Origin of the sequence: Lentzea sp. NPDC042327, from assembly GCF_040647275.1 — a bacterium.
In the GTDB taxonomy this organism is placed as follows: domain Bacteria; phylum Actinomycetota; class Actinomycetes; order Mycobacteriales; family Pseudonocardiaceae; genus Lentzea.
The window spans coordinates 420331-434939 of record NZ_JBEZBX010000006.1 but is presented as its reverse complement, the minus strand read 5'-3'; the positions used below and the strand labels follow the sequence as shown (position 1 = coordinate 434939).

Sequence of the window (14609 nt, the reverse complement as noted above, 5' to 3'; positions counted from 1 at the left end):
TCGGGGGTACGCGGGGTCCCCGCGTGCACCTCAGGGGAACGCGGGGGCCCCGCGTGACACGAGGGAGAGTGGCCGAGGGTGACGGTGCGAGGGTCTCGTTCGTGTGACGTTCGCGTGGCGGCGAACATCCCGGTCGCAAGCGGTTAGCGTGGTGTTAGACGCCAGGCGAACCTCTGGTGGACAATCCGGCCGGGAGGCGGCATGCCACGAGGGGAACGACCGCTGGGGCCGGAGGACACCGCGCTGCTCCGGTTCGCCGGTGACCTGCGCAGACTGCGCGACCAGGCGGGCAAACCGAGCTACCGCGAGCTCGCGGGCAGGGCGAACTACTCGCCCACGGCGCTGTCGGACGCGGCCGGTGGGCGCAAGCTGCCGTCGCTCGCGCTGACGCTGGCCTTCGTGCGCGCCTGCGACGGCGATCCGAAGGAGTGGACGGCGCGGTGGCGGGAGCTCGCCGCCGAGCAGGTCTCGCCGTTGCAGCCGAGCGCCCCCTACGTCGGCGCGGCACCGTTCCACGAGAAGGACGCCAAGAGGTACTTCGGCCGTGAGGCGCTGGTCGAGCGGGTGCTCGCGCGCAGCGGGTCGTTCACCGCCGTGGTCGGGCCGTCCGGGTCAGGGCGCACCTCCCTGCTCGAAGCCGGTCTGCTGCCCGCGTTCGACCACGCCGTCGTCGTCACTCCCTCCGACCGCCCGCTCGACGCGCTGGCCGCCGCCCTCGCCGGCCTCTTCGGCACCACCGCGGAGCAGCTGGCCGCCGAGCTCGCGGCCGACCCCGACCACCTGCGGCTGCGCGTCCGGCAGCACTGCCCCGGTCTCGTCCTGCTGGTCGACGACTTCGAGAAGGCCTTCGAGGCCACCGGCTTCGTCACCGCGCTGCTGCGCTGCCCGCGGGTCGTGGTCGCGGTCCGCTCCGACTTCCGGCGGCGCTGCCACGCGCACCCCGGGCTCGCGCGGGTCCTGCCCGGCAACGAGGTCCTGATCGAGCCGATGACCGCGGAGGAGCTGCGCCGCGCGGTCACCGAGCCCGCCGGCCAGCTCGGCGTGTCGGTCGAGACCGCACTCGTGGCGCGGCTGGTGGCGGACGTGGCGGGCCAGCCGGCGTTGCCGTTCGTGTCGCAGGCGTTGATCGAGACCTGGCGGCGCAAGCGCGGCATGACGCTGTCGCTCGCCGGGTACGAGGAGTCCGGCGGCATCGAGCACGTCATGGCGCAGGCGGCCGAGACGTTCTTCTCCGCCCTCGACGAGGCCGACCAGCGCGCCGTCCGCACCGTGTTCCTGCGGTTGGTCTCGATGCAGCGCAACGGGGTCCTGCAGCGCAAGACCAGCAAGCCCGACGTCGAGCCGCGGCTGCTCGACCTGCTCGTCCGCACCCGGCTCGTCGTCCTCGGCGAGGACGGCGCAGGACTCGCCCACGACGCGGTGCTGCGCTGGCCGCGGCTGCGCGGGTGGATCGACGAGGAGCACGAGAACCTCCGCACGCACCAGCAGCTCGTCACCGCGATCGAGCTGTGGGAGTCGAGCGACCGCGACCCCGGCGCGCTCTACCGCGGTGCCCGGCTGCGCAAGGCCCGCGGCCTGGGCGACTTCCTCACCGCGCCGGAACGCCGGTTCGTCGAGCTGAGCGCCCGGCGCGAGACCCGCCGCTCGGTGGCGCTGATCTCCGTCGCGGCGGTGCTCGCGGCGCTCGTGCCGGGCAGCGTGATCTACGCGCTCACCAACGAGCAGCGCATCACCCAGCTCACCGACGAGGCGTTCGGGCGGCAGGCGATGGCCGAGTCGACGTCGCTGATGGAGCAGGGCAAGCCGTTCGCGGACAAGTTCGCCCTCGTCGGCTACCGGGTGGCGCCCTCGCAGGACGCGGAACGCATCCTGCGCCTGGCCAACGCCTGGACCCGGCGGATCGGGTTCACCGGCACCCCGGCGGAGAACGCCAAGGTGCTCACCGGGCCGCGCGGCGAGCTCGCCGCGGTGCGCGACGGCGACGGCACCGACCGGATGTGGCGCATCGACGAGACCGACCCCGTGCCCGGTGAGCGGTTCCCGGCCGGCCACCAGGTCACCCACCTCGCCGAGCGCCGCGCCATCACCCAGGACCCCGGCGGCCGGCAGTACCTGTGGTCGGTCACCGACCACACCCGGATGTCGCTGCTCTACCGGCTGCCCGCCGGGTTCCGCGCACAGGACCTCAGCGCGGACGGCTCACGGGTCGTCGGCTACCACGACGACTCCGACCCCGGCCTGCTCAACCCGAACACCCGCGGCCGCGCCATCCTGCTCGACCTCGCCGACGGCCGGGCGCCGGAGGAGATCCAGATGCCGGTGCGCAGCCCGGACGGCGTCGGGCTGAGCCGCGACGGCCGCGAACTCGCCACCGCGCTGCACGACCGGGCCGGCGGCACCACCACGATCAGCCAGTGGCGGATCGGCGCGACCCTGGAGCCGGCCGCCCAGCCGCTGGTCCGCCCCGGCCTGGTCAACCGGCTCACCTACAGCCCGGACGGCCGCTGGCTCGCGGGCGAGCACACCCCCGAGTCGACCGTCGAGGTGTGGCAGCTGGTGCCGGGCGGGACCCCGGTGCCCACCGCCACCCTGTCGACCACGGTGCCCAGCGGCGCCTGGGTCACGTTCGGCACCGACGACCGCATCGCCGTCGTGCGCGCGCAGACGTTCGAGGTGTACCGGCTCTACCCCGGCGGCAGGCAGCCCGACCGGCTCGCCTCGGTCACCGGCCACGGCGGTTCGGTGTACGCGACCTACCGGCCCGCGCACGACGACTTCCTCGTCCGCAGCGGCGGCACCGACCCGCAGCTGCTGACCTACGAGCTCGACGCCGGGCGCATCCGCCGCGAGATGTGCGCGGAGGGGCGTGCGCGGCTCACGGACTCCGAATGGGTTAAGAGCTTCGGCGAAGCGGAGCGCGTCGAGGTCTGCTGACTGCCGCTGATGTGCGGGAAACACCCCGGAGTTGCCTCGACACGCATTGTGGTTGAGTGATCAACTCTCTAGGGTGACCGAGTGCGTGCGTTCACAAGGGGACTCCTCGGCATCGCCGGGTTCCTCGCGCTCTGGGAGCTCTTAGGACGCTCCACCCTCGTCCCCGCGGAAGCCCTCGTCCCACCGTCCGTCGTGTTCGGAGAGCTGGCCGCGCAGCTGGTCGACCCGGTCTTCCTCCGCCACGTCGTGGCCACCGTGCTGGCACTGCTGATCGCCATCGTGGTCGCCATCGCCGTCGCGGTACCGAGTGGACTCGTGCTCGGCAGCGTTCCCGCCGTGCGCCACGCGACCCGCGCGGTCGTCGAGTTCCTGCGCCCGATCCCTTCCGTCGCACTGATTCCGCTCGCGCTGGTGATCCTCGGTTTCGGACCGGAAACGAAGATCACGCTCGCGGTGTACGCGGCGGTGTGGCCGATCCTGTTCAACACCATCTACGCACTGGACGAACTGGACCCGTTGCAGGTCGAGACGGCCAGGGTCTTCGGCACCGGCCGCGTCGGCGTGCTGTTCAGGGTGGCACTGCCCAGCGCGCTGCCGTTCGTCCTCACCGGAATCCGGCTCGCGGCCACCACCGCGCTCATCGTGATGGTCAGCGTGGAGCTGATGGCCGGCGCCGACATCGGACTCGGCTACTTCATCATGGAGGCCCGCAGCGGCGCCGGGCGGATGGACCAGGTCCTGGCCGGCACGGTGGTCGCGGGCGTGATCGGTGTCCTGCTCAACAACGGTCTCGAGCGCGTGCGGCGCCGGTGGGTGGCCTGGTGAACCGATTCGTTCAACGGTGGACCGTGTTCGCCGTGCTGATCGTGGTGTGGCAGGTCCTCGGCTGGCTCGCGGACGACCCGTTCTTCCCGCCGCCGTCGCAGATCGTCACCGCCGCCTACGAGTGGTGGGTGCTGGAGCCGCAGAACGTCACCGAGCACATCCTGCCGTCGGTGGGCCGGCTGCTGTCGGGCTGGGCGATCGCCTGCGTGATCGGCGTGTCGCTGGGCCTGCTGCTCGGCCGGTCCGACCGGGCGATGGAGTACGCGGGGCCGCTGCTGGTGTTCCTGCGCTCGATCCCGCCGCCCGCGCTGGTGCCGGTGTTCCTGTTGCTGTTCAAGGGCGGCACGTCGATGCAGCTCGCGACGATCGTGTTCGGCGTCGTGTGGCCGGTGCTGCTCAACAGCGTCGACGGCGCCCGCTCGGTCGACGTGACCAAAGTGGACACCTCCGCGGTGTTCGGCATCCCGCGCTGGCAGTGGGTGCTCGGCGTCGTGCTGCCCGCGGCCTCCCCGAAGATCTTCGCGGGACTGCGGGTCTCGCTCTCCCTGTCGCTCGTGCTGATGGTGATCTCCGAGCTGGTGGCCACCGACAACGGCATCGGCTCGCAGCTGATGCAGGCGCAGCGCGAGTTCGACTACACGCGCATGTGGGCCGGGATCGTCCTGCTGGGCGTCCTCGGCTACGGACTCAACACCGCGTTGCTCGCGGTGGAACGCAGGGCTTTGGCTTGGCAACCGAGGAGTCGTGATGAGCAACATGCTTGAGGTGGCCGACCTGGGCCACACCTACGGCGACTACGAAGCCATTGGGGGGCTGTCGTTCACCGTGCGAGCCGGCGAGCTCGTCTGCGTGGTCGGCCCCTCTGGCTGCGGCAAGTCCACCTTGCTGCGCACCATCTCCGGGCTCATCGAGCCGTCGCGCGGGGACGTGTCCCTCAAGGGCTCGCACCTCGCCGTCGTCTTCCAGGACTACCAGCGGTCGCTGTTCCCGTGGCTCACCGTGCAGGGCAACGTGGAGTTCCCGCTGCGCGGCCTGCCGCGCGCCGAGCGCAAGGCCCGCGCGGCCGAGGCGCTGGAGTGGGTCGGGCTCGGCAAGGCGGCGAAGAAGCGGCCGTGGCAGCTCTCCGGCGGCATGCAGCAGCGCGTGGCCATCGCGCGGGCGCTGGCGTACCGGCCGGCCCTGTTGCTGATGGACGAACCGTTCGCCTCCGTCGACGCGCAGACCCGCTTCGAGCTGGAGGACCTGCTGCTGCGGGTCCGCCGCGAGCACGACACGACCGTCCTGGTCGTCACGCACGACATCGACGAGTCGGTGTACCTGGGTGACCGCATCCTGGTCCTGTCCGGCTCTCCCGCGCGTCTCGTGGCCGACCTGGAGGTGCCGCTGCCCGCCGAGCGCGACCAGGTGACCACGCGCACGGACGAGGCCTTCGTGGCACTGCGTTCGCGCGTCGCCCGGCTGCTCAACGTCGGCAAGCCCTCGCTCGACGTGGAGAAGTGGGCGGAGGCCGAGCGGGAGTCGCTCAGCGAGACCGTCAGCTCCTGACACACTCTGCCGCGTGAGCGACTGGAACCTGTTCCTCATCGTCGACGCGGAGCCGGAGGAGATCTCGGCCGCGCCACCCGGCCGCGTGGTGGCGTTGCAGGGCAGAAGGCTGCTCCCGTTGTCCGACAACGGGTTCTCGCTGCTGCTGGCGTGGGTCGCCGGCCCGCGCCGGGTCGTGCGCACCCCGGCTCCGCTGCTCCCCGACCAGGACGTCGTCAACGCGTTCGTCAACTCCTACCTCGTCGAGGCGGGCGCTCCGCCGCGACCGGCCGGGTTCTCGTGGTACCTGGACCTGCCGGCCGGTGTGGAGCCCGCCGACGTGTGGCGTCTGGCGGACACGGGCGGCGAGCGGGGGTCGCGGGTGGACCTCCGCGGTGTCCGCCGGGTGCTGGAGCGCGGAGTGGACACTTTGTACCACCGGGCGTGAGTGCAGAGCCCTACTGGGAAAACCTGGGAAAAAGACCAAGCTGCCGCAGACCCGGTGCGGACGACGGGAAATCCACGCGCAGAACGGCTCCGGACCGCAGTGGTCCGGAGCCGTTCCGCGTCGCACGGACGGGGCTGTCTGAACGCCTGTCAGCCGACGAGGAGGCCGTCACCGTGCGAGGTGTGCGGGAGGGTGGTCCGGGCGCTCACAGGTGGCGGTAAGCGCCCGTGCGCTGCCGGTGGCTCAGAAGTGGATGTTCAGGTCGTTGCCGTTGCCCAGGCCGCCGTCGAGCAGGTCGAGGTCGCCGACGTTGAGGTCGCCCACGACCTGGCCGACGGAGTTGTGGACGTCGCCGACCTGCGCCACGTCCTGCACGACGTTGTCGCTCACGTCCACGACGTTCTCGACGTCCAGGTCGAGGTTCGCGACGTCCTTCACCAGCATGTCGGTGTCCTTGAGCAGCACGTCGGTGTTCGCGACGTCCTTGACGAGCACGTCGGTGTCGAGGTCCTTGACCAGCACGTCGGTGTTCACGACGTCCTGCACGTCCGCGACGTGGGTGACCGTGCTGACGACCGAGTTGTCCTGCACGACGGTCGTGACGTCCGAGACGACGTCGAGGGTGCCTGCGACGTCGCCGACGTTGCCGAAGTCGGTGACCAGCGCGGTCACGGCGGACGGAGCGCCCAGGTTCGCGACGTCGGTGATCGAGGTGAGACCGTCGAGGTTGCCGGTGACGAGCTTCAGCTGGTCCGCGGCGGCGATGTCGCCGGCGTTCGCGAGCACGTCGTCGAGGGCGTCGACCTTGGCCACGGAGGCGGTGTCGAGCACCAGCGGCAGGATCTCCTGGATCTCACCGGGGGTGATGTCGCCCAGCCCGGCGGACTCGAGCACGCCCTGCGGGTCCAGCTGGAACGCCTCGCGGGCGTCGAGGTCGCTCAGCAGGGAGAGGGTGAAGTCGTGCAGGGTGCTCATGGAACCAGGCTCCTGATGTGGTGATCGGGGGATGTCGGGTTGAACCGTATGGATGATCGACATCCCCCGGCATCGGGAGTTGGCCCCAGATCGTGACGAAACGAGGTCCCTAGGGGATCGAGATCACTCGTTAGGGGACCCGGGATTTCACCCGTTAGGGCCCCACATAGTTCTCGGCGAAGGTCGCCCGGTAGGCAGGGGACTCGGCCAGGTGTTCCAACCTGGCCTGCGCCAACCGTCCGAAGAAGGGGGAGCTCACATCGGTGTGGATCATGTTGACCATCCACTGCGAGAACTCCTGGGCCCGCCAGACCCTTTTGAGACAGTCGTCTGAGTAGGTCTTCAGCCCGTCCTCGGAACCGGTGTCGTAGTAGGCGATCAGTGCACGTCCGAAGGTTGCGGCGTCGTTCATGGCGAGGTTCATGCCCTTGGCGCCGACCGGGGTGATGATGTGGGCTGCGTCACCCAGCAGGTACAGCCGCCCGTAGGACATCGGCTCGACCACATGGCTGCGCATGTCGAGGACGCGCTTTTCGATGATCTTGCCCTCGTTCAGCTCCCACGACGAGTCGCGCAGCGCGAAGCGTTTGTGCAACGCCTCCCAGACCTGTTCGTCCGACCAATCTTCGGCTTTTGTCCCGACCGGCACCTGGAGGTAGAAACGCGATACCGACGGGCTGCGCAGCATGTGTCCGGCGAAACCGTCGGCGTGCAGCGCGTAAATCACGGCTTTAGTCGACGGAGGGGCCTCCGCGAGAATGGTGAGCCACTCGATCCCGTGCTGGTGCGTGAACTCCGTCAGCACTCCCTCGGGAATGCTCGGACGGGACACCCCGTGGAATCCGTCGCAGCCCGCCACGAAGTCACATGAAACTTCTTCGCGTACCCCGTCTGCGCTGGTCCAGGCCACGGACGGGTGAGAGCTGGTCAGATCCCGCAACTCGACGTCACTGACCTCGAACCGGATGTCACCACCGGCGGCCAGGAATGCTCCGATCAGGTCTTTGACCACTTCCTGCTGGGGGTAGACGTAGTGCTCCCGGCCGCCGTACAAGTCGGAGTACGCGACCTGGAACACCTGTCCACTCACCCGGAATTCGCACGTTCCGTGACGGTCTGCTTCCATCAGCAAACGATCGGCGAGTCCGAGCGACTCCAGCATCGTCACGGAGCGGTGTTCGAGGACTCCCGCCCGTGGCCGGGTTTCCACGTGGGCACGACTGGCCCTTTCCAGCACCACGCAGTCGATGCCTGACTGCTGGATCAAGTTTGCCAAGGTCAGACCGGCCGGCCCGGCGCCGACGACGGCTACAGCGCGCTTCAACTGGGGTTCTCCTAGCCCTAGACCTGCTGTGCTTAGATGCTCACCGCAGGTAGTGGACTGGAACCTGCTCGTGTCGGTCAACTGGGGTCTTTTGGAGCAGCGTCATTACTCTGAGTGGTTGACCGTCGCGACAAAATCCCCGCAACGACGACACCGCTCCGACAGGAGAGTGCTCCCGATGACTCGAAGAGTCCGCCGCACCGCCGTCCGTGGCATCGCCCTCGCCACGCTGCTCGCCACCGTGGCGAGCTGTGGACTGCTCGGCGGCGAAGAGCAGTCACCCCCGGCCGACCAGAACAGCGGCGGCAAGGTCGAGAAGGCCAAGATCACCCTGGGGGTGCTGCCGATCCTCGACGTGGCCTCGGTCCACGTCGCGATGAAGAAGGGCTACTTCGCCCAGGAGGGCCTTGAGGTCAACCTCAAGGTCATCGACGGTGGCGCGAAGGCGATCCCCGGCCTGATCAGCAAGGACCTGGACTTCACGTTCGGCAACTGGGTCTCGTTCTTCGCCGCGGAGGCGAAGGACACCGCGAAGGCGGTCGACGGCCTCAAGCTGATCTCCGACGGCTACCAGGCCAAGCCGGACATGTTCCTGATCCTGGCCAACGGTGACTCGGCCATCAAGAGTCCTGCCGACCTCGCCGGCAAGACCATCGGGATCAACACCTTCAGGAACATCGCGGAGCTCACCGCGAAGGCCACCCTCGAAGCCGCGAACGTCGACGTGAACTCGGTGAAGTTCAAGGAGATGCCGTTCCCGGACATGCAGGCGGCGGTCCAGAACAAGACCGTCGACGCGGCCTTCATGGTCGAGCCGTTCATCACCCGCGCCCAGCGCGCCGCCGGCCAGATCAAGGTCCTGGACGCCGCGACCGGCCCGACGGACAACATCCCGATCGCGGGCTACGCCACCACCGGCGCGTTCGCCAAGGAGAACCCGAAGACCGTCGCCGCGTTCCAGCGCGCGATGGCCAAGGGCCAGGCCGACGCCACCGACCGCCCCACGGTGGAGCCGCTGCTGGTCGAGTACGCCAAGGTCGACAAGGAAACCGCAGGTCTTGTCCACTTCGGCGCGTTCCCGACGACGCTCGACGCGACCCGCCTGCAGCGCGTGGTCCAGCTGATGGTGCGCTACGGGATGCTGGACAAGGAGCTCGACGTGAAGCCGATGCTCATCCAGCCCTCCGGTAGTTGACGAACAGCGCGGGGGGCTGTGATCGCGCCGTGATCGAAAGCCCCCCGCGGCGGTCGTCTGCGCCGCAAGAATTATCGGCAAGGGGCCGTTTAGCCGCCCCTGCACAGTTGTTGATTCTCGAACCAGCTGTTTTGTCGTCCGAACGGCGGTATGAGAACGGTGCGTTTTACTCCAAGATCCACCAGGTTTGCAGCTATTAAACGGGGCGGGGAGTGTTGACGGTGCGCGGTCGTGAGGACCAGCGAGGCATCGACCGGTTCCGCCTACGCAACTGGCGGTTGCGGAGCAAGCTCGCAGTGGTGTTGTTGGTTCCGGCCCTGAGCACCGCGACTCTCGCGGGCCTGCGGCTGAACACCCAGCTCGACGACGTCGAACTCTTCGGCAAAGTCCAGCGCGAGCTCGCTGTCAGCCACCAGGCGGCGAAGGTGGAGAGCGCTCTGCAGGTCGAGCGCGACTGGGCGGTCCAGTGTGTGGCCGCCGGCAGGCAGAACGCGTGCCCCGAGCACGCGGCGAAGACCGGTCTTACCGACACGGAGTTGGACAAGTACCGGAACTCGGGCGCGACGGCCTCCGGCCTGAGCGCGCCCCTCCAGGAGTCGTTCACCAAGTCGCTGCAGTCCCTCGACGGACTGGCGAGCCTGCGGGTGACCATCCTGAGCACGAAGTACCCGGACGTCGCTGTCATCAGCGCGTACAACCAGATCAGCGCCTCGCTCAGCCAGGTGCACCGTGCCGTGGTGTCGAGCCTGAGCGAGCCGGAGATCGTGCCGCTGGTCACGGCCGCGCAGGCGCTCTACAGCGCCCAGGAGCAGCTCGGCCAGCAGAACGCGATCCTGACGTCCACCGCGCTGCGCAGGGGCTTCGCGCCCGGTGCCGCCGACGAGCTGCGTGCCGCGCAGTCCCGTCTGGACGCCGCGTTCACGGAGTTCAACGACCTGGCGTCGGCGGAGAACCGGCAGCGGTTCCAGGACGTCGTGTCCGGTTCCGCCGTGGACGGTCGCAACCGGCTGGTGCGGCTCGCGCTCGCGCAGGACTTCGAGCGCGAGACGATCACCATCACCGACGCCGAGGTGCTGAAGATCGGCCAGGACACCGCGAACCTGGTCGCCCAGGTCGCGGGCGACCTGGAGGGCCAGGCCGACGCGACGACCACGCGTCTCGCCGACACGGCGCGTTCGGACGCCTGGCGGGACGCGGCACTGGTCGCGATCTCGCTGCTGCTCGCGTTCGGTCTCATGGCGATGGTCGCGCAGTCCATGCTGCGGCCGCTGCGCATCCTGCGCCGCAGCGCGCTCGACGTGGCGCGCAACCAGCTGCCGGAGGCGATCAAGCGAATCCGGTCGCACCGCGACCCGGAACGCGCCGCCGAGGAGGCGATCGTCCCGGTGCCGCTCAACACGACCGAGGAGGTCGGCCAGGTCGCGCGGGCGTTCGACCTGGTGCAGCGCGAAGCAGTCCGCCTCGCCGTCGAGCAGGTGGCCCTGCGCGCGAACGTCAACGACATGTTCATCAACCTGTCGCGGCGCTCGCAGGCGTTGGTGGAGCGGCAGATCAGCGTGATCGACCGGCTCGAGCAGGACGAGCAGGACCCCGACCACCTGGCGTCGCTGTTCGAGCTCGACCACCTCGCGACGCAGATGCGCCGCAACAGCGAGAACCTGCTCGTGCTCTCCGGCACGACGGTCAACCGCCGCGTCACCCGGCCCGTCGCGATCGCCGAGGTCCTCGGCGCCGCGGTCTCCGAGGTCGAGAAGTACGCGCGCGTGCAGATCGCGCCGACGCCGGAGCTCATGGTGCAGGGCCGCGTGGTCAACGACCTCGCGCACCTCGTGGCCGAGCTGCTCGACAACGCCACGGCCTTCTCCAAGCCCACCAGCAAGGTGACGGTGCGGACGATAGAGACCCGCAAGGGCGAGGTCGCGATCCGCATCCACGACCGCGGTGTCGGCATGCAGGAGCAGGACGTCGTCGAGTTCAACGCGAAGCTCGCCGAGCCGCCGGAGGTCGACGTCTCCGTGGCCCGCGAGATGGGCCTGTACGTGGTCGGCCAGCTCGCCAAGCGGCACGACATCCGCGTGACGCTGGCGAACAACGACGACATAGAGGGTGGTGTCACCGCCCAGGTCGTGCTGCCGGCCTCGTTGCTGCACAAGGGCCCGCCGCCCGCGCTGCCGCTCCCGGCCGTCGCGCCCTCGCCGGCACCCGCCGTCGAGAGCACCGGCGAGGGCCTCTCCGGTGTTCCGAAGTGGACGCCGGAGTACCCGGTCGTGGTGTCGTCGGCGGAGACGGCGGAGGAGGAGCCCAGCGGGCGCCACCGCATCGAGCAGACGTCCGCGGACGGCCTGTTCACCGCGCGGATCGAGGCGGAGGAGACCGCCGTCGAGGACCGGTACTCCTACGAGCCGCCGGTCGAACGACCCGTCGAGGCCGCCACCGAGATCTTCCCCGCGGTGAGCGACGACGACGAGGAGATCTCCGCGGACGCGTTGTCGCGGTGGTTCCAGACGCCGGCCGCTCCCGAGTCCGCGTCCCCGTCGGTGCCCGCACCGGCAGGGGTCCCAGCGGTGGAGCACACGTCCGACGAGGAAGAGGAAGAACCGAGCACGGTGAACGGCCTGCCCAAGCGGCAGCGTTCGCCGGAGTCCGTGAAGACCGAGGCCCCGACGGCCGTGCCGCGTGCCGTCGCCGACTTCGCGTCCGACTGGGGCTCGGCCGACGAGGGCTGGCGTGCCGCCGGTGCGCTGGAGTCCGGCACCCCCGCGCAGACGACGGAGAACGGGCTGCCCAAGCGCGTCCCCAAGGCGCGCCTGGTGCCCGGCTCGACCCCGAAGCCGTCCTCACCGGTGCCGCAGCTGGCGACCGTCGCCGCGAGCGGTCGTTCCGCTGAACGGTTGCGCCAGCGGTTCGCCACGTACCAGAAGGGTGTCCAGATGGGCCGCGACTCGCTCTTCGACTCGGCCGTCGGGGACATCCCCGTGATCGCAGAAAGGGAACACCAGTGACCACCGCGACTGAGGAACTGGACAACTTCAGCTGGCTGGTCGAGGACTTCGTCAGCAGGGTCGCCGGTGTCGCTCACGCGATCGTCGTCTCGGCGGACGGGCTGCTGCTCGCCACGTCGGAGCGACTGCCGCACGACCGGGCGGAGCAGCTCGCCGCCGTCTCGTCCGGTCTCGTCTCGCTCAACCTCGGCGCGGCGCGCTGCTTCGAGGCCGGCGACGTCAAGCAGACCGTCGTCGAGATGGAACGCGGCTACCTCTTCCTGATGTCCATCAGCGACGGGTCCTGCCTCGCCGTGCTCGCCGCACCCAACTGCGACATCGGGCTCATCGGCTACGCGATGACCCGCCTGGTGGAGCGGGTCGGTCTCCAGCTCACGCCGGAGATCCGCGCCCAGCTGCACGTCTCGATGCGAGCCTGAGCAGTTCTGTCCTGAGTAGAGAGAAGTTCCCATGAGCAACGGTGCTCCGGGTCGTCCGGGGTCACCTGGGGCCGACCTGACCACGACATCGGCGAAGATCGTCGTCGCGGGCGGGTTCGGCGTCGGCAAGACGACGTTCGTCGGCTCGGTCTCGGAGATCACCCCGCTGACCACCGAGGCCGTCATGACCCAGGCCTCGGTAGGGGTCGACGACCTGTCCGCGGTACCGGGCAAGGTCACCACCACGGTGGCCATGGACTTCGGCCGGGTGTCGCTGGACAAGGACCTGATCCTGTACCTGTTCGGCACGCCGGGACAGCACCGGTTCTGGTTCATGTGGGACGACCTGGTCCGCGGCGCCATCGGCGCCGTGGTCATGGTCGACACCCGCCGCATCGACGACGCGTTCGCGCCCATCGACTTCTTCGAGGACCGCGACCTGCCGTACGTGGTCGCGGTGAACTGCTTCGACGGGTTGATGCACCACCGCGCGGAGGAGGTGCGGGACGCGCTGACGATCGCCTCGTCGGTGCCGATAATCCCGTGCGACGCCCGCAACCGGCAGTCCACCAAGCAGATCCTCATCACCCTGGTGGAGCACGCGCTGCGGCAACCGTCGTTCGCCTGAACGCGAACGGGGGTGGCGGACCCGCCGCCCCCGTCCCGCGTCCGCCGCGGGTTCACCCCGGCGCGTCAACGGTCATTCGCCTGACCTTCATCCCGGGCGGCCCCCATCTGCGGCACGCTCCAAGGCATGGAGCGTCGGAACTTTCTTCGTGTCGCAGTCGTCGGGACCGCAGCGGCGGCGTTCGGTGGCGCCAACTGGCGTGAGGCCTTCGCCGCCGGGGCCCAGCCCGGTCCCAGCCCCTACGGTTCCCTGCAACCGGTCAACAGCAGCGGGCTCATGCTGCCCCAGGGCTTCTCCAGCCGCGTGATCGCGCGCTCCGGCCAGCGCGTCGCGGGCACGAGTTACACCTGGCACCCCGCACCGGACGGCGGCGCGTGCTTCGCCGACGGCACCGGCTGGATCTACGTGTCCAACAGCGAGGTGTCCTCCACCGGTGGCGTGGGCGCCGTGAGGTTCGACCAGTCGGGCACCATCACCGGTGCCTACCGGACCCTCAGCGGCACCAACGTGAACTGCGCCGGCGGTGCCACGCCGTGGAACACGTGGCTGTCGTGCGAGGAGGTCGACCGCGGCTACGTCTACGAGACCGACCCGTGGGGCGTCAAGGCGGCCGTCCAGCGCCCGGCGATGGGCCGGTTCAAGCACGAGGCGTGCGCGGCCGACCCGGTGCGCAAAGTCGTCTACCTGACCGAGGACGTGCCGGACGGGTGCCTGTACCGCTTCACGCCCACCACGTGGGGCGACCTGAGCTCCGGCACGCTGGAGGTCATGACCGGCGGCAGCGGCACGTCCGGCAGCGTCGGCTGGGCGCGGGTGCCCGACCCGGACGGCAGCCCGACGGCCACGCGCAACCAGGTGAGCGGCGCCAAGCGGTTCAACGGCGGCGAAGGCTGCTATTACGCCGACGACACCTGTTGGTTCACCACCAAAGGCGACGGCCGGGTGTGGGCTTACAACGCATCACAAAGCACCATCAGCCTCACTTATGACGACTCGCTCGTGACGAGCGGAACGGCTCCGCTCACCGGTGTCGACAACGTGATCCGGTCGTCGGGCGGCGACCTGTTCGTCGCCGAGGACGGCGGGAACATGGAGATCTGCATCATCACGCCGGCCGGTGTCGTGGCCCCCTTCCTGCGGGTTCCCGGCCAGAGCAGCAGCGAGATCACCGGTCCCGCGTTCTCGCCCGACGGCAGCAGGCTGTACTTCTCCTCGCAGCGCGGCACGTCCGGCAGCAGCAGCGGCGGGATCACCTACGAAGTGTCTGGACCGTTCCGGCGCTGATTGACACTTGACTCTTCTTGTGCGGCAACGCTGCTTCGATACAGTCGGGGA

General features: G+C 69.5%; 12 protein-coding genes. 10 read left to right on the top strand and 2 right to left on the bottom strand.

Annotated elements, in window-relative coordinates:
- Nucleotides 1-201: 201 nt before the first annotated feature.
- From AB0A63_RS18925 to AB0A63_RS18905, 5 genes are all read left to right on the top strand, one after another.
- Entirely contained in the window at nucleotides 202-2934 is a 2733-nt protein-coding gene (locus tag AB0A63_RS18925) for a helix-turn-helix domain-containing protein (RefSeq protein ID WP_360392584.1), read from the top strand.
- An 81-nt stretch (nucleotides 2935-3015) separates the two neighbouring features.
- Nucleotides 3016-3759: an ABC transporter permease gene (locus tag AB0A63_RS18920; protein ID WP_360392582.1), complete on the top strand. Its 744-nt coding sequence runs from the start codon at nucleotides 3016-3018 to the stop codon at nucleotides 3757-3759.
- Complete coding sequence (locus tag AB0A63_RS18915) at nucleotides 3756-4523, top strand: ABC transporter permease (RefSeq protein WP_360392580.1); 768 nt, start codon at nucleotides 3756-3758, stop codon at nucleotides 4521-4523. Before AB0A63_RS18920 ends, AB0A63_RS18915 begins: the two co-directional genes overlap by 4 nt.
- Nucleotides 4507-5304: an ABC transporter ATP-binding protein gene (locus AB0A63_RS18910; RefSeq protein ID WP_360392578.1), complete on the top strand. Its 798-nt coding sequence runs from the start codon at nucleotides 4507-4509 to the stop codon at nucleotides 5302-5304. Before AB0A63_RS18915 ends, AB0A63_RS18910 begins: the two co-directional genes overlap by 17 nt.
- Nucleotides 5305-5317: 13 nt before the next feature.
- On the top strand, nucleotides 5318-5731 hold the full coding sequence (locus AB0A63_RS18905) for a DUF5956 family protein (protein ID WP_360392575.1): 414 nt from the start codon (nucleotides 5318-5320) through the stop codon (nucleotides 5729-5731).
- Nucleotides 5732-5974: 243 nt separating this feature from the next.
- Here AB0A63_RS18905 and AB0A63_RS18900 read toward each other — a convergent pair whose 3' ends face one another.
- Nucleotides 5975-6706, bottom strand: a complete 732-nt coding sequence (locus AB0A63_RS18900) for an IniB N-terminal domain-containing protein (protein ID WP_360392572.1) — start codon at nucleotides 6704-6706, stop codon at nucleotides 5975-5977.
- Nucleotides 6707-6860: 154 nt separating this feature from the next.
- Entirely contained in the window at nucleotides 6861-8030 is a 1170-nt protein-coding gene (locus tag AB0A63_RS18895; protein WP_360392569.1) for a 4-hydroxybenzoate 3-monooxygenase, read from the bottom strand.
- Between the two features lie 178 nt (nucleotides 8031-8208).
- Between AB0A63_RS18895 and AB0A63_RS18890 the strand changes: the two genes are divergently transcribed.
- The 5 genes from AB0A63_RS18890 (at nucleotide 8209) to AB0A63_RS18870 (ending at nucleotide 14558) form a co-directional block, all read left to right on the top strand.
- On the top strand, nucleotides 8209-9225 hold the full coding sequence (locus AB0A63_RS18890; RefSeq protein WP_360392566.1) for an ABC transporter substrate-binding protein: 1017 nt from the start codon (nucleotides 8209-8211) through the stop codon (nucleotides 9223-9225).
- 299 nt (nucleotides 9226-9524) lie between these two features.
- A complete protein-coding gene (locus AB0A63_RS18885) occupies nucleotides 9525-12227 on the top strand; it encodes a nitrate- and nitrite sensing domain-containing protein (RefSeq protein ID WP_360392564.1) in 2703 nt (900 codons plus the stop codon).
- Nucleotides 12224-12646, top strand: a complete 423-nt coding sequence (locus tag AB0A63_RS18880; RefSeq protein WP_360392562.1) for a roadblock/LC7 domain-containing protein — start codon at nucleotides 12224-12226, stop codon at nucleotides 12644-12646. The genes AB0A63_RS18885 and AB0A63_RS18880 overlap by 4 nt, the downstream gene beginning before the upstream one ends.
- Before the next feature lie 31 nt (nucleotides 12647-12677).
- Complete coding sequence (locus tag AB0A63_RS18875) at nucleotides 12678-13274, top strand: ATP/GTP-binding protein (protein WP_360392559.1); 597 nt, start codon at nucleotides 12678-12680, stop codon at nucleotides 13272-13274.
- Between the two features lie 126 nt (nucleotides 13275-13400).
- Nucleotides 13401-14558, top strand: a complete 1158-nt coding sequence (locus tag AB0A63_RS18870; RefSeq protein WP_360392557.1) for an alkaline phosphatase PhoX — start codon at nucleotides 13401-13403, stop codon at nucleotides 14556-14558.
- The last annotated feature ends 51 nt before the right edge of the window (nucleotides 14559-14609 follow it).

What these genes read in the sequence shown, in the direction of transcription:
- AB0A63_RS18925 (WP_360392584.1), top strand. Translation starts at nt 202, where the DNA reads ATGCCACGAGGGGAACGACCGCTGGGGCCGGAGGACACCGCGCTGCTC.
- AB0A63_RS18910 (WP_360392578.1), top strand. Translation starts at nt 4,507, where the DNA reads ATGAGCAACATGCTTGAGGTGGCCGACCTGGGCCACACCTACGGCGAC.
- AB0A63_RS18900 (WP_360392572.1), bottom strand. Translation starts at nt 6,706, where the DNA reads ATGAGCACCCTGCACGACTTCACCCTCTCCCTGCTGAGCGACCTCGAC.
- AB0A63_RS18890 (WP_360392566.1), top strand. Translation starts at nt 8,209, where the DNA reads ATGACTCGAAGAGTCCGCCGCACCGCCGTCCGTGGCATCGCCCTCGCC.
- AB0A63_RS18875 (WP_360392559.1), top strand. Translation starts at nt 12,678, where the DNA reads ATGAGCAACGGTGCTCCGGGTCGTCCGGGGTCACCTGGGGCCGACCTG.
- AB0A63_RS18870 (WP_360392557.1), top strand. Translation starts at nt 13,401, where the DNA reads ATGGAGCGTCGGAACTTTCTTCGTGTCGCAGTCGTCGGGACCGCAGCG.